Genomic DNA, 20,451 nt, shown 5'->3' on the forward strand with positions numbered 1-20,451 from the left:
CTGCCGGGATCACCGCCCGTATGCGAGCCACTGGTAACTGCTCCAGGGAACCTGCGTAAGGGCCCTTCGCGTGAGAACGACGAAGCCACTACGCATAACAAACCGCAACAGTACCCGCGCCACCCCGGACGGGTCAAAACGCGCCGCCCCTACCGCGCCCGGTCCACCCGCCGCTCGTCCCACACCGGCTCGCTCGTCTCCCGCACGACGCCGTCCGAGCCGAAGACCAGGTACCGGTCGAAGGTCTTCGCGAACCACCGGTCGTGCGTGACGGCCAGCACCGTCCCCTCGTACGACTCCAGGCCGTCCTGCAGGGCCTCCGCCGACTCCAGGTCCAGGTTGTCCGTCGGCTCGTCGAGAAGCAGCGCCGTGGTGCCGGACAGCTCCAGGAGCAGGATCTGGAACCGGGCCTGCTGGCCGCCGGAGAGCTTCTCGAAGGGCTGGTCACCCTGCCCCTCCAGCTCGTACCGCCGCAGGACCGACATCGCCCCGCCCCGGTCCTTGGCGTGCTCCGACCAGAGGATGTCCACCAGAGTGCGCCCCAGCAGCTCCGGATGGGCGTGGGTCTGGGCGAAGTGGCCCGGGACCACCCGCGCGCCCAGCTTCCACTCCCCCGTGTGCGCCACCGACGGGTCCCCGGCGAGCAGCCGCAGGAAGTGCGACTTGCCCGACCCGTTCGAGCCGAGGACGGCGACCCGCTCCCCGTAGAAGATCTCCAGCGAGAACGGCTTCATCAGGCCGGTCAGCTCGAGGTTCTCGCAGGTCACCGCCCGGACACCGGTCCGGCCGCCGCGCAGCCGCATCCGGATGTCCTGCTCCCGCGGCGGCTCCGGCGGCGGGCCGGCCTCCTCGAACTTCCTCAGCCGGGTCTGCGCCGCCGCGTACCGCGAGGCCATGTCGTGGCTGACCGACGCCGCCTGCCGCAGGGTGAGGACCAGCTTCTTCAGCTGGGCGTGCTTCTCCTCCCAGCGCCGCTTCAGCTCCTCGAAGCGGGCGAACCGCTCCCGCCGCGCCTCGTGGAAGGTCTCGAAGCCACCGCCGTGCACCCAGACGTCCGAGCCGGCGGGCCCCGGTTCGACCGCGATGATCTTCTGGGCGGCCCGGGCGAGCAGCTCCCGGTCGTGGGAGATGAAGAGCACGGTCTTACGGGTCTCCCGCAGCCGCTCCTCCAGCCAGCGCTTGCCGGGGACGTCGAGATAGTTGTCCGGCTCGTCGAGCAGCAGCACCTCGTCGGTGCCCCGCAGCAGGGACTCCAGCACCAGCCGCTTCTGCTCGCCGCCGCTGAGCGTGCGCACCTCCCGGAACTGCGCCTTCTCGTACGGCACGCCCAGCGCCGCCATCGTGCACATGTCCCAGACGGTCTCCGCCTCGTACCCCTGCACCTCGGCCCAGTCGCTCAGCGCCTGCGCGTACGCCATCTGCGCGGCCTCGTCGTCGACCGTCATGATCAGGTGCTCGGCCGCGTCGACCGCCTTCGCGGCCTCGCGGATCCGGGGCTGGGCGACCGAGACCAGCAGGTCACGGACCGTGCGCTCGTCGCGCACCGACCCCACGAACTGCGGCATCACCCCGAGGCCGCCGCTCACCGTCACCGCGCCGCCGTGCGGCTGGAGCTCCCCGGAGATCATCCGGAGAAGCGTGGTCTTCCCGGCGCCGTTGGCGCCCACCAGGGCCACCACCGCGCCCTCCCCCACCCGGAAGGAGGCGTCCGCGAGCAGGACCCTCCCGTCGGGCAGGTAGTACTCCAGATGCGCGGCTTCGACATGTCCCATGAGGTGCATTGTCGCCGCCGCCGTCCCTGTCCCCCAACCGGTTTAGGATGCGCGGCATGAGCTTTGGGGGACCGCAGTGGCCGCAGGAGCCGCAGCAGCACGGTCAGCAGCAGCCGTACGGACACCAGCCCAACCCGTTCCCGGGGGCGCAGGCCGCCCAGGCACCGGACTGGGGGGCCCTCGCCGACCAGTCAGCGGCCGACCGGCGGCGTAAGCGCAGGATGCTGATCGGCGGCGGCGCGCTCGCCACCCTCGTGGTCGGCGCGATCGTCGCCACCGCGGTGGTGAACAGCGGCGACACCACCACCACGGGCAAGAACGGCACCGTCACACCCACGGGTTCCGCCGCGCCCAGCGGCTCCCCCACCCCCGAGCCGACGTTCTCCTCCGTGGCGCCGCCACCCCCGCCCAACCCCAAGGACTTCATCTCCGACGAGAAGAAGGACAAGGCGCCGCTCAGCGCCGAGGGCCTCTTCCCGGGCAAGAAGCTCACCATGGACGGCCGCCCCTACACCAAGGGCGCGACCTCGTCGACGACCGACTGCGCGAGCGTCGCGCAGGGCGCCCTGGGCTCGGTCCTGAAGAAGAACGGCTGCGACCGCGTGATCCGCGCCACCTATGTGAGCGACGGGGTCGCGATCACCGTCGGCGTGGCCGTGTTCTCCACCGAGGCGGAGGCGCTGAAGGCGAAGAACCAGGCCAGTGGCGGTATCGCCCCGCTGGCCGGCTCCGGCGTGAACGAGTTCTGCCGCGCGACGGTCTGCCTGCGCCGCGCCAATTCGATCGGCCGGTACGCGTACTTCACCCAGGCCGGCTTCACCAACGGCAAGAAGGTCACCACGGCCGACAAGGCCGTCTTCCAGGCCAGCGACGACCTGGGCACGTTCTCCTTCAACCAGATCTACGCCCGCGGCCGCGCCCAGGCGTCAGCAGCAGCCGGCGCTCCCGGGGAGTGACCGCTTGTTCCTGGCCTCCCGGTTCCGGGCGGCCAGGAGCTCGTCGGCCGGGTAGCCGACCTCTTCGAGGGTGAGCCCGTGCGGGCGTACGACGTGGACGGCCGAGTCCCGCACGCCCGCCGCGAGGACCTTTCCCGGCCACTCGACCGGCCGGTGTCCGTCGCCCACGAACAGCAGCGCGCCGACCAGCGAGCGGACCATGTTGTGGCAGAAGGCGTCGGCCTTCACGGTCGCTTCGAGGATGCCGCCCGGCCGCCGCTCCCAGCGCAGTTCCTGGAGCGTACGGATGGTGGTGGCGCCCTCGCGCTTCTTGCAGTACGCGGCGAAGTCGTGCTCGCCGACGAGGCGCTCGGCGGCGGCGTTCATGGCGTCCATGTCGAGGGGCCAGTCGTGCCAGAGGACGTGGCCGCGCAGCAGCGGGTCGACGCCGCCGGGGTTGTCGGTGACGCGGTAGGCGTAGCGGCGCCAGACGGCGGAGAAACGGGCGTTGAAGCCGCTGGGGGCCTCGGTGAGCCTCCACACCCGTACGTCGTGGGAGAGGCGTCCGGCGAGCCGCCGGAGCAGCTTGTCCTGGTGCTCGGCCCACAGCTCGACGGGGAGGTCGACGTGGGCGACCTGCCCGCGGGCGTGCACACCGGCGTCGGTGCGCCCGGCGACGGTCAGCTCGTACGTCTCCTTGGACCGGGTCACCGTCTTCAGGGCGTCCTCGATGTCGCCCTGGACGGTCCGCTGCCCGCGAGCCTGCTTGGCCCAGCCGGAGAAGTCCTTGCCGTCGTAGGACAGGTCGAGCCGGATGCGTACGAACCCGGCCTGCACGTCGTCGCTCACGCGCTGCTTCCTCTCAAAACCCTCTGCGTACGGAGACGGGCCCGCACCCCAAGGGGTGCGGGCCCGCCCACGAGAAAAACGGAAGAACGCTTACGCGTCCTTCGCCTCCTCGGCCGGAGCCTCGGCGGCGTCCTCGGCCTTGGTCTCCTCGACCTTGGCCTCGTCAGCCTCCTTGACCGCACGCTTGGTGGCGGCCTCGGCCTCGGCGACGGTCGCCTTCTTGGCGATCTCGCCCTCGACCAGCTCGATCACGGCCATCGGGGCGTTGTCGCCACGACGGTTGCCGATCTTGGTGATACGGGTGTAGCCACCCGGGCGCTCGGAGTAGCGCGGGGCGATCTCGGTGAAGAGCGTGTGGACGATGCCCTTGTCCGTGATCGTCTGCAGCACCAGACGACGGTTGTGGATGTCGCCCTTCTTGGCCTTGGTGATCAGGCGCTCGGCGACCGGACGCAGGCGGCGGGCCTTGGCCTCGGTCGTGGTGATGCGGCCGTGCTCGAAGAGGGACTTCGCCAGGTTGGCGAGCAGCAGACGCTCGTGAGCGGCGCTGCCACCGAGACGGGCACCCTTGGCGGGACGCGGCATGGTGTTTCTCCTTGTGATCTGCACCGGCCGTATGAGGTACCGATGTCAGTGTCCGAGCAGGCGGTTACCTGTCGGAGATCCAGGCCCCCGGAAGGGCCTGGAAGGGGCGCGGGGAACTGCGCGACCAGCCGCAGCGCACCCGCACCCGAGTACGGACCGTAAGGCCCGAGTCTTAGTACTGCTCGGTCTCGACGAAGCCCGCGTCCGCGTCGTCGTCGGCGCCGAAGGCGTCGGCGGCGGCGGTCGGGTCGAATCCGGGCGGGCTGTCCTTGAGGGCCAGGCCCATGCCGGCCAGCTTCGCCTTGACCTCGTCGATCGACTTCGCACCGAAGTTGCGGATGTCGAGCAGGTCGGCCTCGGAGCGCGCCACGAGCTCACCCACGGAGTGGATGCCCTCACGCTTGAGGCAGTTGTACGAACGAACGGTGAGCTCGAGCTCCTCGATCGGCAGCGCCAGGTCGGCGGCGAGGGCGGCGTCCGTGGGGGACGGGCCCATGTCGATGCCCTCGGCGTCGATGTTGAGCTCGCGCGCCAGACCGAACAGCTCGACCAGGGTCTTACCGGCGGACGCCATGGCGTCACGCGGGCGCATGGCCTGCTTGGTCTCGACGTCGACGATCAGCTTGTCGAAGTCGGTGCGCTGCTCGACACGGGTCGCCTCGACCTTGTACGTGACCTTGAGCACCGGCGAGTAGATGGAGTCGACCGGGATACGGCCGATCTCCTGGCCCACCTGCTTGTTCTGCACGGCGGAGACGTAGCCGCGACCGCGCTCGACGGTCAGCTCCATCTCCAGCTTGCCCTTGCCGTTGAGCGTGGCGAGCACCAGGTCGGGGTTGTGCACCTCGACGCCGGCCGGCGGGGCGATGTCAGCAGCGGTGACCAGGCCGGGACCCTGCTTGCGCAGGTACATCACGACCGGCTCGTCGTGCTCCGAGGAGACGACCAGCTGCTTGATGTTCAGGATGAGGTCGGTGACGTCCTCCTTGACGCCCGGCACGGTGGTGAACTCGTGCAGGACACCGTCGATGCGGATGGACGTGACCGCCGCACCCGGGATCGAGGAGAGGAGCGTACGACGGAGGCTGTTGCCGAGCGTGTAGCCGAAGCCCGGCTCCAGGGGCTCGATGACGAACCGCGAGCGGAATTCGTCGACGACCTCTTCGGTCAGCGAGGGACGCTGAGCGATCAGCATGGTGTGAATCCTTCGGTTGTGGACGCCCACTATTTGACGTCCGACAGGTACTGCTCGTACTGCAAGGGTACGGGCGGCACGGCCCCCGAAAGGGACGTACCGCCCGGACACTCAGACCGTCACCGGTCGTGCGTCAGACGCGACGACGCTTCGGCGGACGGCAGCCGTTGTGCGGCGTGGGGGTGACGTCCTGGATCGAACCGACCTCGAGGCCCGTGGCCTGGAGGGAGCGGATCGCGGTCTCGCGGCCGGAGCCCGGACCCTTGACGAAGACGTCGACCTTGCGCATGCCGTGCTCCTGCGCGCGGCGAGCGGCCGACTCGGCGGCCATCTGCGCGGCGAACGGGGTGGACTTGCGCGAGCCCTTGAAGCCGACGTGGCCGGCGGAGGCCCAGGAGATCACGTTGCCCGAGGGGTCCGTGATCGAGACGATCGTGTTGTTGAACGTGCTCTTGATGTGCGCGTGGCCGTGAGCGACGTTCTTCTTTTCCTTGCGGCGCACCTTCTTGGCAGCGCCCTGACGACCCTTGGGGGGCATCTATATCTCCTACGGGAGGTGGTCGGTCCTACAGCGAAGACCGTGTGGTCAAGCGTCCGCTGAGGACTACTTCTTGCCCGGCTTCTTCTTGCCGGCGATGGCGCGACGCGGGCCCTTGCGGGTACGCGCGTTGGTGCTCGTGCGCTGACCGTGCACCGGGAGGCCGCGACGGTGGCGGATGCCCTGGTAGCACTGGATCTCGATCTTGCGGCGGATGTCGCCCTGGATCTCGCGGCGGAGGTCGCCCTCGGTCTGGAGGTTGGCGTCCACGTACTCGCGGATCTTGACCAGGTCCTCTTCGGCCAGGTCACGAACGCGGGTGTTCGGGTTCACGCCGGTGGAGGCGAGGATCTCCTTGGACCGGGTGCGCCCGATACCGAAGACGTAGGTGAGTGCGATCTCCACACGCTTTTCGCGCGGGATGTCAACACCGGAAACGCGTGCCATTCAATGGCTCCTGTGTGTTCGGGGGTCTTCCGCAAAGCCGCTCCCCATTCGCCGTATGAGGTACGAATCGGGTCCCCGGCCCCCGCCGGAGGTGCCGCCGACCCTTGCGGGCTGGGCGGGCTCTGCGTATGTACGTTGCTTGCGTCGCGCGAAGAACTGCGAAATGCAGGTCGGTCGGCGTGCGTCAGCCCTGGCGCTGCTTGTGGCGCAGGTTGTCGCAGATGACCATGACCCGGCCGTGACGGCGGATCACCTTGCACTTGTCGCAGATCTTCTTGACGCTCGGCTTGACCTTCATGGGTGTGAGGTTCTCCGGGTCAGTGCCACCACCCGCGCGCGGAGGCGGGGTGCGGGCAAGATCTACTTGTAGCGGTAGACGATCCGGCCACGCGTCAGGTCGTACGGAGAGAGCTCCACGACGACCCGGTCGTCCGGAAGGATTCGGATGTAGTGCATCCGCATCTTGCCGGAGATGTGCGCGAGGACCTTGTGACCGTTCTGGAGCTCCACCTTGAACATGGCGTTCGGGAGGGACTCGATCACGGTGCCCTCGATTTCGATGGCACCTTGCTTCTTGGCCACGCTTCGCCTTTCGAATCGGCTACCTTGATCGACTCTCGATCCGTGTGCGGACACACGGGTACACGAGAGCCGACGCATCAGTCTACGTCAGGCCCCTGGAAAAGACGAATCCGGGAAGAATGCCCACCCCGGTAGATCGTTACGCCACGAGCCGTGCCGCAGCTTCGGCCCGCGTTACGCCAGGGGATCCGGGGCCGCCGTCACGCCCAGCTCGGCGAGCTTCGCCTTGCCGCCGTCCGGGGAGGTCAGGACCAGCGGGCCCTCCTCCGTCAGCGCCACCGAGTGCTCCCAGTGCGAGGACCAGGTGCCGTCCGTCGAGACGACCGTCCACTCGTCCGCCAGGACCTCCGTGTGCGGCGTGCCGAGCGAGACCATCGGCTCGATCGCCAGGCAGAAGCCGGGGACCAGCTTCGGGCCCTTGCCCCGCTTGCGGGAGACGTAGTTCAGCAGGTGCGGGTCCATGTGCATCTCGGTGCCGATGCCGTGGCCGCCGTAGTCCTCGACGATGCCGTACTTGCCGCCGCCGGGCTTCGGCTGGCGGCGGATGTACGTCTCGATCGCCCGGGAGATGTCCACCAGGCGGTTGCCGTTCCTCATCGCGGCGATGCCGGCCCACATCGACTCCTCGGTGACCCGGGAGAGCTCGATCAGCTCCGGAGCGTGACCCGTGCCCACGAACGCCGTGTACGCGGCGTCGCCGTGCCAGCCGTCGACGATCGCGCCGCAGTCGATCGAGATGATGTCCCCGTCCTTGAGGACGGTCTTCTCGTCGGGGATGCCGTGGACGACGACCTCGTTGACCGAGGTGCAGATCGTCGCGGGGAATCCGCCGTACCCGAGGAAGTTCGACTTCGCGCCGTGGTCCGCGATCACCTTCCGGGCGACCTCGTCGAGGTCCTTCGTCGTGGCACCCGGCACAGCGGCCTCACGGGTCGCCGCGTGGATGGCGGCGACGACCAACCCCGCCTCGCGCATCTTCGCGATCTGCTCGGGAGTCTTGAGCTGCACCATCGTGGCGGGGGCCTTCCTTGCGAATACACGGGACAGAACAACGATACGGCCGCGGCGCCCCCCAGGGGCACCGCGGCCGTATCGAACGAACCGGGGTTACTTCTTGAGCGCGGCCATCGCCTTCGCGGTGACCTCGTCCACCTTGCCGAGCGCCTGGATCGTCACGACCAGGTTCTGCGCCCGGTAGTAGTCGATGATCGGCTCGGTCTGGGTGTGGTAGACCTCCAGGCGCCGGCGGACGGTCTCCTCGGAGTCGTCGTCGCGCTGGTAGAGCTCGCCGCCGCACACGTCACACACGCCCTCGGCCTTCGGCGGGGTGTACGTGACGTGGAAGACGTGCGCGCTGTCGTTACGGCAGATGCGGCGACCCGCGATCCGCTTCACGACCTCGTCCTCGGGGACCTCCAGGTCCAGGACCGCGTCCAGCTGCATGTCCTCGGCCTTGAGGACGGCGTCCAGAGCCTCGGCCTGGGCCACGTTCCGCGGGAACCCGTCGAGCAGGAAGCCGTTGACGGCGTCCGGCTGCTCCATCCGGTCCTTGGCCATCCCGATGGTCACCTCGTCCGGGACAAGGTCGCCGGCGTCCATGTACGCCTTGGCCTTGAGACCCAGCTCCGTGCCCTGACTGATGTTGGCGCGGAACAGGTCACCCGTGGAGATGTGCGGAATGTCCAGGTTCTTGGCAAGGAACGCGGCCTGCGTGCCCTTGCCCGCACCGGGCGGTCCGACGAGGACGATTCGCATCAGCGGAGGAACCCTTCGTAATTGCGCTGCTGGAGCTGGCTCTCGATCTGCTTCACGGTCTCCAGCCCCACACCCACGATGATGAGGATGCTCGTCCCACCGAACGGGAAGTTGGCATTGGCGCCACCGAAGCCTGCCAACGCCATCGTCGGCACAAGAGCGATCAGACCCAGATACAGCGAGCCCGGCCAAGTGATCCGGTTGAGCACGTAGCTCAGATACTCGGCAGTAGGTCGACCAGCCCGGATACCCGGGATGAAGCCACCATACTTCTTCATGTTGTCGGCAACTTCCTCGGGGTTGAACGAGATCGCCACGTAGAAGAAGGCGAAGAACACGATCAGGAGGAAGTACGTCGCGATGTAGTAGGGGTGGTCACCCTTGACGAAGTGGGCTTCGATCCAGGTTTTCCAGCCCGCGGTGGAGTTCGAGAACTGGGCGATCAAGGCCGGGATGTAGAGCAGCGACGAGGCGAAGATGACAGGAATCACACCCGCCTGGTTCACCTTCAGAGGGATATAAGTGGACGTTCCGCCGTAGGACCTGCGGCCGATCATCCGCTTCGCGTACTGCACCGGGATGCGCCGCTGGGCCTGCTCGACGAAGACGACGAGGCCGACCATCGCGAATCCGACGAGGATCACGGTGCCGAACTCGATCCAGCCGTCGGCCAGGTCACCCTCGACCTTGATCTTCCACAGCGCGCCCGGGAAGCCGGCGGCGATGGAGATGAACATCAGGATCGACATGCCGTTGCCGATGCCGCGGTCGGTGATGAGCTCACCGAGCCACATGACGACGGCGGTACCGGCGGTCATCGTGATGACCATCGTGGTGATCGTGAAGATCGACGGGTCGGGCACGACCTGGTTGGCCACCGTGCAGCCGCTGAACAGCGCACCGCTCTTGGCGGTGGCGACGAGACCGGTGCCCTGGAGGATGGCGAGGGCGATCGTCAGGTACCGCGTGTACTGCGTGATCTTCGCGGTGCCGGACTGCCCCTCCTTCTTCAGGGCTTCCAGACGCGGGATCACGACGGTCAGCAGCTGCAGGATGATGCTCGCCGTGATGTACGGCATGATGCCGAGCGCGAAGATGGTGATCTGCAGCAGCGCCCCGCCACTGAACATGTTCACCAGGCCGAACAGGGAGTTGTTGCCCTGACTCGCCTGGTCCACACACTGCTGGACGGCCTGGTAACTGACACCGGGGACGGGGACGTGTGCCCCGAGCCGGTACAGCACGACGATGCCGAGCGTGAAGAGCAGCTTCTTGCGCAGGTCGGGCGTCTTGAACGCCCGGGCGAACGCGGTGAGCACGGTGCCTCCTGCGACCCCCGCGCCATGCGCCAGAGGTGACGGTCTTGAGGTTCGACGAATAGGTACCAGTCAAAAACCGTGCGGGCATACCGCACGGAGCATAGACAGTGCACGCCACCTTACCGGCGGACATGCCCCCCTAGGAACGACCAACCGGGGATGCCCCTTTTGGGAGGCATCCCCGGTCGGATGTTCAGGCCATCGAGTCGTCTCAGACGAGCTCGGTGACGGTGCCGCCGGCGGCGGCGATCTTCTCCTTGGCGGAGCCGGAGACGGCGTCGACCGTCACCTGCAGCGCCACGGAGACCTCGCCGGTGCCGAGCACCTTGACGAGCTGGTTCTTACGAACCGCACCCTTGGCGACCAGATCGGCCACCGTGACCTCGCCACCCTGCGGGTAGAGCGCGGCCAGCTTGTCCAGGTTCACGACCTGGTACTCGGTGCGGAACGGGTTCTTGAAGCCCTTGAGCTTCGGCAGACGCATGTGGAGGGGCATCTGCCCGCCCTCGAAGCGCTGCGGAACCTGGTAACGGGCCTTGGTGCCCTTCGTACCACGACCGGCCGTCTTACCCTTGGACGCCTCGCCACGACCCACGCGGGTCTTGGCGGTCTTGGCACCCGGGGCGGGACGGAGGTTGTGGACCTTCAGCGGGTTGTTCTCCGCCATGTCAGTCGACCTCCTCGACCGTCACGAGGTGGCGGACGGTGTGAACCATTCCGCGGAACTCGGGGCGGTCCTCCTTGACGACCACGTCGTTCAGGCGCTTGAGCCCGAGCGAACGCAGGGTGTCGCGGTGGTTCTGCTTGCTGCCGATGTACGACTTCGTCTGCGTGATCTTGAGGCGAGCCATTACGCACCCGCTCCCGCACGCGCACGAAGCAGAGCCGCGGGGGCGACGTCCTCGAGCGGCAGACCACGGCGAGCCGCGATCTCCTCGGGACGCTGCAGGCCCTTCAGGGCCTCCACGGTCGCGTGCACGATGTTGATCGCGTTGTCGGAGCCGAGCGACTTCGACAGGATGTCGTGAACGCCGGCGCACTCGAGCACGGCACGCACCGGGCCACCGGCGATAACACCGGTACCGGGGGAAGCCGGCTTGAGCAGGACGACGCCCGCGGCCTTCTCGCCCTGAATCGGGTGAGGGATGGTGCCCTGGATGCGCGGAACCTTGAAGAAGTTCTTCTTGGCTTCCTCGACACCCTTGGCGATGGCCGCGGGAACTTCCTTGGCCTTGCCGTAACCGACACCTACGGTGCCGTCACCGTCGCCCACCACGACCAGCGCGGTGAAGCTGAAGCGACGACCACCCTTGACAACCTTGGCGACGCGGTTGATCGCGACAACGCGCTCAACGTACGCGGTCTTCTCGGCGGCAGCGCCACCGTCGCGGCCCTTCCGGTCCCGCCGCTCGCCGCCACCGGCACCGCTTCCGCGGCGCTGGGGTCCAGCCATTGGATTACCTCTCTCTGTTACGTCCGTTAGTCCCGGAACCGGGGCTTAGAACTTCAGCCCGGCTTCGCGGGCGGCGTCAGCCAGAGCGGCAATGCGCCCGGCGTACCTGTTGCCACCACGGTCGAACACGACAGTCTCGACACCCGCGGCCTTGGCGCGCTCGGCGACGAGAGCGCCGACCTGCTTGGCCTGCGCCGACTTGTCACCCTCGCCACCGCGGATCGACGCGTCCAGGTTCGACGCGGACGCAAGGGTGTGACCCTTGAGGTCGTCGATGACCTGAGCGGTGATACCGCGGTTCGAACGCGTCACGACGAGGCGCGGACGCTCCGCCGTACCCGACACGTTCTTGCGGATGCGGATGTGACGGCGGGCCTTGGCCGCACGCTTGTAAGCGTCGCCCTTGGCGATCTTCACACCGTATGCCATGGCTTACTTACCAGCCTTTCCGACCTTGCGGCGGATGACCTCGCCGGCGTACTTGACGCCCTTGGCCTTGTACGGGTCGGGCTTCCGCAGCTTGCGGATGTTCGCCGCGACCTCGCCGACCTTCTGCTTGTCGATGCCCTCGACCGAGAACTTGGTCGGCGACTCGACCTTGAACGAGATGCCCTCGGGCGCCTCGATCAGGATCGGGTGGCTGTAGCCGAGCTGGAACTCCAGGTTGGAGCCCTTCGCGGCCACGCGGTAACCGACACCGCTGATCTCGAGCGCCTTCACGTATCCCTGGGTCACACCGGTGATCATGTTGGCCACCAGCGTGCGGGACAGGCCGTGGAGGGCCTTGTTCTGACGCTCGTCGTTCGGACGGGTGACGTTCAGAACGCCGTCCTCGCCCTTAACGATCTCGATGGGGGCGGCAACGGTGTGCGTCAGGGTGCCCTTGGAGCCCTTGACGGTGACCGTGCGGCCATCGATGGTGACGTCCACGCCGGCGGGAACCGGGATGGGGAGCTTGCCGATACGAGACATAGCTATTCCTCCGTTCCCGACTACCAGACGTAGGCGAGGACTTCCCCACCCACGCCCTTCTTCTGCGCCTGCTGGCCGGTCAGGAGGCCGTGGGACGTGGAGATGATCGCCACGCCCAGGCCGCCGAGAACCTTCGGCAGGTTGGTGGACTTCGCGTAAACCCGGAGGCCCGGCTTCGAGATCCGCTTGATGCCCGCGATGGAGCGCTCACGGTTCGGACCGAACTTGAGCTCGAGGACGAGGTTCTTGCCGACCTCGGCGTCCTCGACCTTCCAGCCCGTGATGAAGCCCTCCTGCTGGAGGATTTCCGCGATGTGAGACTTGATCTTGCTGTGCGGCATCGTCACGGAGTCGTGGTATGCCGAGTTCGCGTTACGCAGACGAGTCAGCATGTCCGCGATCGGATCAGTCATGGTCATGAATTGGCCTTCGGCCTCTCTCGCCGGGGTTTCCTGTATGCGCCATCCCTCTCCCCACACAGGGGCGGGACGGGTGCGGCGCGGGGACCTACGGCGTAGTAAGTCGTACGGGCGGCAGACGCCCAACCCTCCTAGCCTAAGCCATGGAGCGGTGGGCCTCTGCCAACCCTCTGCTTACCGAGAGACTCCGGTTATCCCCTGATGAGGGGGATTACCAGGAGCTCTTGGTCACGCCCGGCAGCTCGCCACGGTGAGCCATCTCACGAAGGCACACGCGGCACAGGCCGAACTTGCGGTACACGGAGTGGGGACGACCACAGCGCTGGCAGCGCGTGTAGCCGCGCACGCCGAACTTGGGCTTGCGGGCAGCCTTCGCGATGAGAGCCTTCTTCGCCATCTCGCTTACGCCTCCTTGAACGGGAAGCCGAGGTGACGGAGAAGGGCACGGCCCTCAGCGTCGTTGGTCGCCGTGGTCACCACGGTGATGTCCATACCCCGGACACGGTCGATCTTGTCCTGGTCGATCTCGTGGAACATGACCTGCTCCGTGAGACCGAAGGTGTAGTTGCCACGCCCGTCGAACTGCTTGGGGGACAGACCACGGAAGTCGCGGATGCGCGGAAGCGCGAGCGACAGGGTGCGGTCGAGGAACTCCCACATGCGGTCGCCACGGAGGGTGACGTGCGCACCGATCGGCTGACCCTCGCGCAGCTTGAACTGCGCGATGGACTTGCGGGCCTTGGTGACGGCCGGCTTCTGACCGGTGATCGTGGTGAGGTCGCGGATGGCGCCCTCGATCAGCTTGGAGTCGCGGGCGGCGTCGCCCACACCCATGTTGACCACGACCTTCACGAGGCCGGGAATCTGCATGACGTTCTCATACGAGAACTCCTCACGCAGCTTGCCCGCGATCTCCTCGCGGTACTTCGTCTTGAGACGCGGAGTGGTGGTGGTAGCCATCAGATGTCCTCACCCGTCCGCTTGGCAACGCGGATCTTGTTGCCCTCGTCGTCGAAGCGGTAACCGACGCGCGTGACGACCTTCTTGCCGTCCTTCTCAACGACCAGCTGGACGTTGGAGACGTGGACAGGCGCCTCGGTCGTGACGATGCCACCGGCCTGCGAGGGGCCGGCCTTGGTGTGCTTCTTGACCCGGTTGACACCCTCGACCAGGACGCGGTTCTCACGGGGGAAGGCCGTGATGACCTTGCCCTGCTTGCCCTTGTCCTTACCGGTGATGACCTGGACCAGGTCGCCCTTCTTGATCTTCATGCTTACAGCACCTCCGGCGCGAGCGAGATGATCTTCATGAACTTCTTCTCGCGCAGCTCACGGCCCACGGGGCCGAAGATACGGGTGCCGCGAGGGTCGCCGTCGTTCTTGAGAATGACAGCGGCGTTCTCGTCGAAGCGGATGTACGAGCCGTCCTGGCGGCGGCGCTCCTTGACGGTGCGAACGATGACCGCCTTGACGACGTCACCCTTCTTCACGTTGCCACCGGGGATCGCGTCCTTGACGGTGGCGACAATGACGTCACCGATGCCCGCGTAGCGGCGACCGGAACCACCGAGAACACGGATGCAAAGGATCTCCTTGGCACCAGTGTTGTCGGCGACACGCAGTCGCGACTCCTGCTGGATCACGTCTATCTCCTGATTGTCTGCCGGTTCCCGGCAGGGGCACCGGAGTGCCCCTGCCGAGCCTGGCGGAACTGACCTGAGGGAAACCCCTCAGGCTGTGTCTTTGGATTTCCCTTGCGGGAAAATCCCTACTTGGCCTTCTCGAGGATCTCGACGACGCGCCAGTGCTTCGTCGACGACAGCTTCCGGGTCTCCATCAGGAGGACGCGGTCGCCGACGCCGGCAGCGTTCTGCTCGTCGTGAGCCTTGAGCTTGTTCGTACGGCGGATGACCTTGCCGTACAGCGCGTGCTTGACGCGGTCCTCGACGGCGACGACGACGGTCTTGTCCATCTTGTCGCTGACGACCAGGCCCTCACGGACCTTGCGGGCGTTGCGCTCGGTCTTCTCAGTCACGTTGCTCTCGCTCATCAGGCGCTCTCCACCGTCTCGATGCCCAGCTCGCGCTCACGCATCAGGGTGTAGATCCGCGCGATGTCCTTGCGGACGGACTTGAGCCGCCCGTGGTTCTCGAGCTGGCCCGTCGCCGCCTGGAAGCGGAGGTTGAACAGCTCTTCCTTGGCCTCGCGGAGCTTGGCGACAAGCTCCTCGTTGCCCAGCTCGCGCAGCTCGGACGCCTTGGTACCGGCGGTCATCACAGCTCACCTGCTTCGCGCTTGACGATCTTGCACTTCATCGGCAGCTTGTGGGCCGCACGGGTCAGGGCCTCGCGCGCGATCTTCTCGTTCGGGTAGGACAGCTCGAACATCACCCGACCGGGCTTGACGTTCGCGATCCACCACTCCGGGGAACCCTTACCGGAACCCATGCGGGTCTCGGCAGGCTTCTTGGTCAGCGGGCGGTCCGGGTAGATGTTGATCCAGACCTTGCCGCCACGCTTGATGTGGCGGGTCATCGCGATACGAGCCGCCTCGATCTGGCGGTTGGTCACGTACGCCGGAGTGAGGGCCTGAATGCCGTACTCGCCGAACGCAACCTGCGTACCACCCTTGGACATACCGCTGCGCTTCGGGTGGTGCTGCTTGCGGTGCTTGACCCTACGGGGGATCAGCATTTCGGTCAGGCCTCCGTTCCGGTGCTCTCAACCGGAGCAGCGGCAGCGGCGTCGGCCTTGGGGGCCTCGGCGGCAGGAGCCGACTGCTGCGGCTTGCGACCGCGACCGCCACGCTCGCCACCGCGGCCACCACGGCCGGCGGGGCGCTCAGCGCCACCGCGGGCCGGACGGTTGCCGGCGCGGGCAGCGGCGTTCTCGGCGCGGACCTCGGCGATGTTCTTGACGTCGCCCTTGTAGATCCAGACCTTCACGCCGATGCGGCCGAAGGTCGTCTTGGCCTCGAAGAAGCCGTAGTCGACGTTCGCACGGAGCGTGTGCAGGGGCACGCGGCCCTCGCGGTAGAACTCCGAGCGGGACATCTCGGCGCCGCCGAGGCGACCGCCGCACTGGATCTTGATGCCCTTGGCGCCGGCCTTCATCGTGCCCTGCATGCTCTTGCGCATGGCACGACGGAAGGAGACGCGGGAGGAGAGCTGCTCGGCAACGGCCTGAGCAACCAGCTGAGCGTCCATCTCGGGGTTCTTGACCTCGAGGATGTTCAGCTGGACCTGCTTGCCCGTGAGCTTCTCGAGGTCGCCGCGGATGCGGTCGGCCTCGGCGCCACGGCGGCCGATGACGATGCCGGGACGCGCGGTGTGGATGTCCACCCGCACGCGGTCACGGGTGCGCTCGATCTCAACCTTCGAGATGCCGGCGCGCTCCATGCCGGACGTCATCATCCGACGGATGGCGACGTCTTCCTTGACGTAGTCCTTGTACAGCTTGTCGGCGTACCAGCGGGACTTGAAGTCCGTGGTGATGCCGAGCCGGAACCCATGCGGGTTAACCTTCTGGCCCATTACCGGGTTCCTTCCTTGCTGCTGACGACCACGGTGATGTGGCTGGTCCGCTTACGGATCCGGTAGGCACGGCCCTGAGCACGCGGACGGAACCGCTTCAGGGTCGGGCCCTCATCCACGTACGCCTCGCTGATGACCAGCGAAGAGGCGTCAGTGTGGTCGTAGTTGTGTGCAGCGTTGGCGATGGCGCTGTCCAGCACCTTGCCAACCGGCACGCTCGCGGCCTGCGGGGCGAAACGCAGGACCGCCTGAGCCTCCGTGGCGTCCATGCCACGGATAAGGTCCACCACGCGGCGGGCCTTCATGGGCGTGACGCGGATGTACCGCGCCTGGGCCCTGGCTTCCATGGTTGTCCTTCCAGTGTCTGTCATGGTCGATTCCACCCCGCTACTAGCGGCGCTTCGACTTCCGGTCGTCCTTCACGTGACCCCGGAAGGTGCGCGTCGGCGAGAACTCACCGAGCTTGTGGCCGACCATCGACTCGGTGACAAACACCGGAATGTGGGTCTTGCCGTTGTGCACCGCGATCGTGTGGCCGAGCATGGCCGGGATGATCATCGAGCGACGGGACCAGGTCTTGATGACGTTCTTGGTACCGGCTTCGTTCTGAGCGTCCACCTTCTTCACGAGGTGGCCGTCAACGAAGGGTCCCTTCTTGAGACTGCGCGGCATCTAAACCCGCTCCTAGCGCTTCTTGTTCGTCTTGCGGCGGCGGACGATGTACTTGCTCGAAGCCTTCTTCGGCGAGCGAGTACGACCCTCCTTCTGACCCCACGGGGAGACCGGGTGGCGACCACCGGAGGTCTTGCCCTCACCACCACCGTGCGGGTGGTCGACCGGGTTCATCGCCACACCGCGAACGGTCGGGCGAACGCCCAGCCAGCGCTTGCGGCCGGCCTTGCCCCAGTTGATGTTCGACTGCTCGGCGTTGCCGACCTCACCGATGGTGGCGCGGCAGCGGGCGTCGACGAGACGGATCTCGCCGGACGGCATACGAAGGTGGGCCATCGTGCCCTCCTTCGCCAGCAGCTGCACGGAGGCACCCGCGGAACGGGCGAACTTGGCGCCACCGCCGGGACGGAGCTCGATCGCGTGGATCGTGGTACCGACCGGGATGTTGCGGAGGGCCAGGTTGTTGCCGGGCTTGATGTCGGCGCCAGGGCCGTTCTCCACCCGGTCACCCTGCGCGAGTCCACGCGGGGCGATGATGTAGCGCTTCTCGCCGTCCGCGTAGTGGAGCAGCGCGATGCGAGCGGTGCGGTTCGGGTCGTACTCGATGTGAGCGACCTTGGCCGGCACGCCATCCTTGTCGTGACGACGGAAGTCGATCACGCGGTAGGCGCGCTTGTGGCCACCGCCCTGGTGACGGACGGTCACACGACCGGTGTTGTTACGGCCGCCCTTGCTGTGCAGGGGGCGGACCAGCGACTTCTCCGGCGTGGACCGCGTGATCTCGACGAAGTCGGCTACGGAGGAGCCACGACGGCCCGGCGTAGTCGGCTTGTACTTGCGGATTCCCATTTCTCAGTCCTCGTCCGATTCCGGACGACTCGACCTCCGTCAGGAGGTCGGGCCGCCGAAGATGTCGATACGGTTGCCCTCGGCAAGGGTCACGATGGCGCGCTTGGTGTTGGCGCGCTTGCCGAAACCGGTGCGGGTGCGCTTGCGCTTGCCCTGACGGTTGATCGTGTTGACCCCGGTGACCTTGACCGAGAAGACCGCCTCGACGGCCTGCTTGATCTGGGTCTTGTTCGAGCCAGGCGCGACGATGAACGTGTACTTGTTCTCGTCCAGCAGGGCGTAGCTCTTCTCGGAAACAACCGGCTTGACGAGGATGTCACGCGGGTCCGTGAAGGTCTTGCTGGTGATCGTGGCCTCGGACATCAGGCCTCGCTCCCTTCGGTGGTCTCGGCCTTGGGGCCAGACACGAAGGACTCGAGAGCGGCCTGGGTGAAGACCACGTCGTCGGATCGCATCACGTCGTACGTGTTCAGCTGGCCCGGCTCCAGGATGTGGACCTGGGGCAGGTTGCGAGCGGACAGCCACGCGGCCTCGTCGGAGCGCTCGACGACCAGGAGCAGGTTCTTGCGCTCCGAGATCTTGCCGAACAGCGTCTTCGCGGCCTTCGTGGAGATGCCACCCTCGACCACGCCGGAGACGACGTGGATGCGGGAGTGGTTCGCCCGGTCGGAGAGGGCACCGCGGAGGGCGGCGGCCTTCATCTTCTTGGGGGTCCGCTGCGAGTAGTCACGCGGCACGGGACCGTGCACGACGCCACCACCGGCGAACTGCGGGGCGCGGGTCGAACCCTGACGGGCGCGGCCGGTGCCCTTCTGGCGGTACGGCTTCTTGCCACCACCGCGGACCTCACCACGCGTCTTGACCTTGTGCGTGCCCTGACGGGCGGCGGCCAGCTGCGCGACGACGACCTGGTGGATCAGCGGGATGCTGATCTTGGCCTCGAAGATCTCGGCCGGGAGCTCGACGGTCCCGGTCTTGTCGCCGGAGGGCGACAGAATGTCAATGGTGCTCATATCCTCAGGCCCCCTTGGCCGCGGTGCGGACCAGGACGAGGCCGCCGTTCGGACCAGGAACCGCACCCTTGATCAGGAGCAGGCCCTTCTCCGCGTCAACGGCGTGAACGGTCAGGTTCTGGGTGGTCACGCGCTCGTTGCCCATGCGGCCGGCCATGCGCATGCCCTTGAAGACACGGCCCGGGGTGGCGCAGCCACCGATCGAACCGGGCTTGCGGTGCACGCGGTGGGCACCGTGGGAGGCCTTGCCACCACGGAAGTTGTGGCGCTTCATGACACCGGCGAAGCCCTTGCCCTTGCTCTTACCGGTGACGTCGACCTTCACACCGGCCTCGAAGAGCTCGGCGGTGATCTCCTGGCCGAGCGTGTACTCGGAGGCGTCAGCGGTGCGGAGCTCCACAAGGTGACGGCGCGGGGTGACGTCGGCCTTGGCGAAGTGACCCTTGAGGGGCTTGTTCACCTTGCGCGGGTCGATCTCGCCGAAGGCGATCTGGACCGACTCGTAGCCGTCGATGTCGTTCGTACGCACCTGGGTCACGACATTGGGGCCGGCCTTGACGACGGTCACCGGGACGACCCGGTTGTTCTCGTCCCAGACCTGCGTCATGCCGAGCTTCTCGCCCAGGATGCCCTTGATGTTCTTAGCCATCTCGCGCGTCACCTCAGAGCTTGATCTCGATGTCGACGCCCGCCGGGAGGTCGAGGCGCATGAGCGAGTCAACCGTCTTCGGCGTGGGGTCGAGGATGTCGATGAGGCGCTTGTGCGTGCGCATCTCGAAGTGCTCGCGCGAGTCCTTGTACTTGTGCGGCGACTTGATGACGCAGTACACGTTCTTCTCAGTGGGCAGCGGCACCGGGCCCGCGACCGACGCACCAGTGCGCGTCACCGTCTCGACGATCTTCTTCGCCGAGGAGTCGATGACCTCGTGGTCGTAGGCCTTGAGCCGGATGCGGATCTTCTGTCCCGCCATGGCTACTCAGTAGTCCTTTGTCTTGGTTAACGCTCTGGACTCGGGGGTTCTCGTAACTCTGCCTCCGACCCACGCGGTCGGGCGTGTCGCACTCCCTCTACGCAGAAATCCCTAAGGATCTCCCAACCAAGGGGGTGCGGTCCCAGAACCGCGAGCCGGGGGCAGAACACCCACCGAGTGCCTGGTCGGCACCCCGCTGACGCTTCCCCGAAGATTCCCGTACGTCCGCCCCTGAGAAGGAGCGACGAGTACTGTGGGACTCGCTTCAGGTCCTCCCGACGGGAGGCGCGCAGCATCGGCACTCAACCGAGCAACCCCGACAGTCTGCCATACGGGATGCTCTGGTGGCCAATCGGGCCGAAGAGAGTACCCCGGACGTGATGGAGATCAAACCTGGGGTGCGACACGCTCCCCACCCGCCGCCGGACGGCGCGGGCACGGATCTCCCCAGCTGCCTTCACCCGCGCCCACAGGGCCGCCACACCTTCTCCGCAGACGCCCGCACGACATGCCGGGCATGTATGGATTGCTGCCGCGCGACTGGTTTCGGCCTCCGCGGCTGTGCCAAGGTTGCGCGGTGATCGAACTCGGGGG

General features: G+C 66.9%; 33 protein-coding genes. 1 reads left to right on the forward strand and 32 read right to left on the reverse strand.

Going from position 1 to position 20,451, the window contains the following annotated elements; translation table 11 throughout:
* Nucleotides 1–149: 149 nt before the first annotated feature.
* A complete protein-coding gene (locus tag ACZ4VW_RS03805) occupies nt 150–1,772 on the reverse strand; it encodes an ABC-F family ATP-binding cassette domain-containing protein (protein WP_467958031.1) in 1,623 nt (540 codons plus the stop codon).
* Between the two features lie 56 nt (nt 1,773–1,828).
* Between ACZ4VW_RS03805 and ACZ4VW_RS03810 the strand changes: the two genes are divergently transcribed.
* On the forward strand, nt 1,829–2,728 hold the full coding sequence (locus tag ACZ4VW_RS03810) for a hypothetical protein (protein ID WP_467958033.1): 900 nt from the start codon (nt 1,829–1,831) through the stop codon (nt 2,726–2,728).
* Here ACZ4VW_RS03810 and truA read toward each other — a convergent pair.
* The 31 genes from truA to rpsJ all read right to left on the reverse strand — a co-directional run bounded on the left by truA (nt 2,699) and on the right by rpsJ (nt 19,857).
* Nucleotides 2,699–3,556 (reverse strand): tRNA pseudouridine(38-40) synthase TruA, encoded by an 858-nt coding sequence (gene truA, locus ACZ4VW_RS03815; protein WP_467958037.1) that lies wholly within the window; start codon nt 3,554–3,556, stop codon nt 2,699–2,701. The genes ACZ4VW_RS03810 and truA overlap by 30 nt on opposite strands.
* Nucleotides 3,557–3,646: 90 nt before the next feature.
* A complete protein-coding gene (gene rplQ / locus ACZ4VW_RS03820; RefSeq protein WP_467958039.1) occupies nt 3,647–4,141 on the reverse strand; it encodes a 50S ribosomal protein L17 in 495 nt (164 codons plus the stop codon).
* Between the two features lie 172 nt (nt 4,142–4,313).
* Nucleotides 4,314–5,336 carry a DNA-directed RNA polymerase subunit alpha gene (locus tag ACZ4VW_RS03825; protein ID WP_003966937.1) on the reverse strand — a complete coding sequence of 341 codons (1,023 nt, stop codon included), beginning with the start codon at nt 5,334–5,336 and terminating at the stop codon, nt 4,314–4,316.
* Between the two features lie 133 nt (nt 5,337–5,469).
* On the reverse strand, nt 5,470–5,874 hold the full coding sequence (gene rpsK, locus ACZ4VW_RS03830) for a 30S ribosomal protein S11 (protein ID WP_003956432.1): 405 nt from the start codon (nt 5,872–5,874) through the stop codon (nt 5,470–5,472).
* A 66-nt stretch (nt 5,875–5,940) separates the two neighbouring features.
* Complete coding sequence (gene rpsM, locus ACZ4VW_RS03835) at nt 5,941–6,321, reverse strand: 30S ribosomal protein S13 (RefSeq protein WP_005313488.1); 381 nt, start codon at nt 6,319–6,321, stop codon at nt 5,941–5,943.
* Between the two features lie 184 nt (nt 6,322–6,505).
* Nucleotides 6,506–6,619, reverse strand: coding sequence for a 50S ribosomal protein L36 (gene rpmJ / locus ACZ4VW_RS03840; RefSeq protein WP_003956441.1), 114 nt, complete (start codon nt 6,617–6,619; stop codon nt 6,506–6,508).
* Between the two features lie 62 nt (nt 6,620–6,681).
* The gene (infA, locus tag ACZ4VW_RS03845; protein WP_003956442.1) at nt 6,682–6,903 is read right to left on the reverse strand and encodes a translation initiation factor IF-1; all 222 of its coding nucleotides are present in this window, start codon (nt 6,901–6,903) and stop codon (nt 6,682–6,684) included.
* Nucleotides 6,904–7,077: 174 nt separating this feature from the next.
* The gene (gene map / locus ACZ4VW_RS03850) at nt 7,078–7,914 is read right to left on the reverse strand and encodes a type I methionyl aminopeptidase (RefSeq protein ID WP_467958042.1); all 837 of its coding nucleotides are present in this window, start codon (nt 7,912–7,914) and stop codon (nt 7,078–7,080) included.
* A gap of 96 nt (nt 7,915–8,010) precedes the next feature.
* Complete coding sequence (locus ACZ4VW_RS03855; RefSeq protein WP_355105136.1) at nt 8,011–8,658, reverse strand: adenylate kinase; 648 nt, start codon at nt 8,656–8,658, stop codon at nt 8,011–8,013.
* A complete protein-coding gene (gene secY, locus ACZ4VW_RS03860; RefSeq protein ID WP_467958045.1) occupies nt 8,658–9,977 on the reverse strand; it encodes a preprotein translocase subunit SecY in 1,320 nt (439 codons plus the stop codon). Before secY ends, ACZ4VW_RS03855 begins: the two co-directional genes overlap by 1 nt.
* Nucleotides 9,978–10,188: 211 nt before the next feature.
* Nucleotides 10,189–10,644: a 50S ribosomal protein L15 gene (gene rplO, locus ACZ4VW_RS03865; protein ID WP_467958047.1), complete on the reverse strand. Its 456-nt coding sequence runs from the start codon at nt 10,642–10,644 to the stop codon at nt 10,189–10,191.
* Nucleotide 10,645: 1 nt separating this feature from the next.
* Nucleotides 10,646–10,828, reverse strand: a complete 183-nt coding sequence (gene rpmD, locus ACZ4VW_RS03870; protein ID WP_005313525.1) for a 50S ribosomal protein L30 — start codon at nt 10,826–10,828, stop codon at nt 10,646–10,648.
* Nucleotides 10,828–11,430, reverse strand: a complete 603-nt coding sequence (rpsE, locus tag ACZ4VW_RS03875; RefSeq protein WP_015035588.1) for a 30S ribosomal protein S5 — start codon at nt 11,428–11,430, stop codon at nt 10,828–10,830. The genes rpmD and rpsE overlap by 1 nt, the downstream gene beginning before the upstream one ends.
* 45 nt (nt 11,431–11,475) lie before the next feature.
* Nucleotides 11,476–11,859 carry a 50S ribosomal protein L18 gene (gene rplR / locus ACZ4VW_RS03880; RefSeq protein ID WP_351793016.1) on the reverse strand — a complete coding sequence of 128 codons (384 nt, stop codon included), beginning with the start codon at nt 11,857–11,859 and terminating at the stop codon, nt 11,476–11,478.
* Nucleotides 11,860–11,862: 3 nt separating this feature from the next.
* Nucleotides 11,863–12,402 carry a 50S ribosomal protein L6 gene (gene rplF / locus ACZ4VW_RS03885; RefSeq protein ID WP_467958050.1) on the reverse strand — a complete coding sequence of 180 codons (540 nt, stop codon included), beginning with the start codon at nt 12,400–12,402 and terminating at the stop codon, nt 11,863–11,865.
* 20 nt (nt 12,403–12,422) lie between these two features.
* Nucleotides 12,423–12,821, reverse strand: a complete 399-nt coding sequence (gene rpsH, locus ACZ4VW_RS03890; RefSeq protein WP_006347222.1) for a 30S ribosomal protein S8 — start codon at nt 12,819–12,821, stop codon at nt 12,423–12,425.
* 211 nt (nt 12,822–13,032) lie between these two features.
* On the reverse strand, nt 13,033–13,218 hold the full coding sequence (locus ACZ4VW_RS03895) for a type Z 30S ribosomal protein S14 (RefSeq protein ID WP_003948630.1): 186 nt from the start codon (nt 13,216–13,218) through the stop codon (nt 13,033–13,035).
* Between the two features lie 5 nt (nt 13,219–13,223).
* Nucleotides 13,224–13,781, reverse strand: a complete 558-nt coding sequence (gene rplE / locus ACZ4VW_RS03900) for a 50S ribosomal protein L5 (RefSeq protein ID WP_260229393.1) — start codon at nt 13,779–13,781, stop codon at nt 13,224–13,226.
* The gene (rplX, locus tag ACZ4VW_RS03905) at nt 13,781–14,092 is read right to left on the reverse strand and encodes a 50S ribosomal protein L24 (RefSeq protein ID WP_015035583.1); all 312 of its coding nucleotides are present in this window, start codon (nt 14,090–14,092) and stop codon (nt 13,781–13,783) included. Before rplX ends, rplE begins: the two co-directional genes overlap by 1 nt.
* Before the next feature lie 2 nt (nt 14,093–14,094).
* Nucleotides 14,095–14,463: a 50S ribosomal protein L14 gene (rplN, locus tag ACZ4VW_RS03910; RefSeq protein ID WP_003956455.1), complete on the reverse strand. Its 369-nt coding sequence runs from the start codon at nt 14,461–14,463 to the stop codon at nt 14,095–14,097.
* Between the two features lie 125 nt (nt 14,464–14,588).
* Entirely contained in the window at nt 14,589–14,870 is a 282-nt protein-coding gene (rpsQ, locus tag ACZ4VW_RS03915) for a 30S ribosomal protein S17 (RefSeq protein ID WP_352188389.1), read from the reverse strand.
* Entirely contained in the window at nt 14,870–15,094 is a 225-nt protein-coding gene (gene rpmC / locus ACZ4VW_RS03920; protein ID WP_028797851.1) for a 50S ribosomal protein L29, read from the reverse strand. Before rpmC ends, rpsQ begins: the two co-directional genes overlap by 1 nt.
* Nucleotides 15,094–15,513, reverse strand: a complete 420-nt coding sequence (gene rplP, locus ACZ4VW_RS03925; RefSeq protein WP_015035580.1) for a 50S ribosomal protein L16 — start codon at nt 15,511–15,513, stop codon at nt 15,094–15,096. Before rplP ends, rpmC begins: the two co-directional genes overlap by 1 nt.
* Before the next feature lie 5 nt (nt 15,514–15,518).
* Nucleotides 15,519–16,352, reverse strand: a complete 834-nt coding sequence (gene rpsC, locus ACZ4VW_RS03930) for a 30S ribosomal protein S3 (RefSeq protein WP_467958053.1) — start codon at nt 16,350–16,352, stop codon at nt 15,519–15,521.
* Nucleotides 16,352–16,699: a 50S ribosomal protein L22 gene (gene rplV, locus ACZ4VW_RS03935; protein WP_004571827.1), complete on the reverse strand. Its 348-nt coding sequence runs from the start codon at nt 16,697–16,699 to the stop codon at nt 16,352–16,354. The genes rpsC and rplV overlap by 1 nt, the downstream gene beginning before the upstream one ends.
* 43 nt (nt 16,700–16,742) lie before the next feature.
* Nucleotides 16,743–17,024 carry a 30S ribosomal protein S19 gene (gene rpsS, locus ACZ4VW_RS03940; protein WP_015035577.1) on the reverse strand — a complete coding sequence of 94 codons (282 nt, stop codon included), beginning with the start codon at nt 17,022–17,024 and terminating at the stop codon, nt 16,743–16,745.
* A 12-nt stretch (nt 17,025–17,036) separates the two neighbouring features.
* The gene (gene rplB / locus ACZ4VW_RS03945; protein ID WP_401426981.1) at nt 17,037–17,873 is read right to left on the reverse strand and encodes a 50S ribosomal protein L2; all 837 of its coding nucleotides are present in this window, start codon (nt 17,871–17,873) and stop codon (nt 17,037–17,039) included.
* Between the two features lie 39 nt (nt 17,874–17,912).
* The gene (gene rplW, locus ACZ4VW_RS03950; protein ID WP_355105121.1) at nt 17,913–18,236 is read right to left on the reverse strand and encodes a 50S ribosomal protein L23; all 324 of its coding nucleotides are present in this window, start codon (nt 18,234–18,236) and stop codon (nt 17,913–17,915) included.
* Nucleotides 18,236–18,886: a 50S ribosomal protein L4 gene (gene rplD, locus ACZ4VW_RS03955; RefSeq protein WP_355105119.1), complete on the reverse strand. Its 651-nt coding sequence runs from the start codon at nt 18,884–18,886 to the stop codon at nt 18,236–18,238. The genes rplW and rplD overlap by 1 nt, the downstream gene beginning before the upstream one ends.
* Before the next feature lie 4 nt (nt 18,887–18,890).
* Complete coding sequence (rplC, locus tag ACZ4VW_RS03960; RefSeq protein WP_260229398.1) at nt 18,891–19,535, reverse strand: 50S ribosomal protein L3; 645 nt, start codon at nt 19,533–19,535, stop codon at nt 18,891–18,893.
* A gap of 13 nt (nt 19,536–19,548) precedes the next feature.
* A complete protein-coding gene (gene rpsJ / locus ACZ4VW_RS03965; RefSeq protein WP_003948644.1) occupies nt 19,549–19,857 on the reverse strand; it encodes a 30S ribosomal protein S10 in 309 nt (102 codons plus the stop codon).
* Between the last annotated feature and the right edge of the window lie 594 nt (nt 19,858–20,451).

The organism is Streptomyces sp. NPDC029139 (assembly GCF_055564335.1).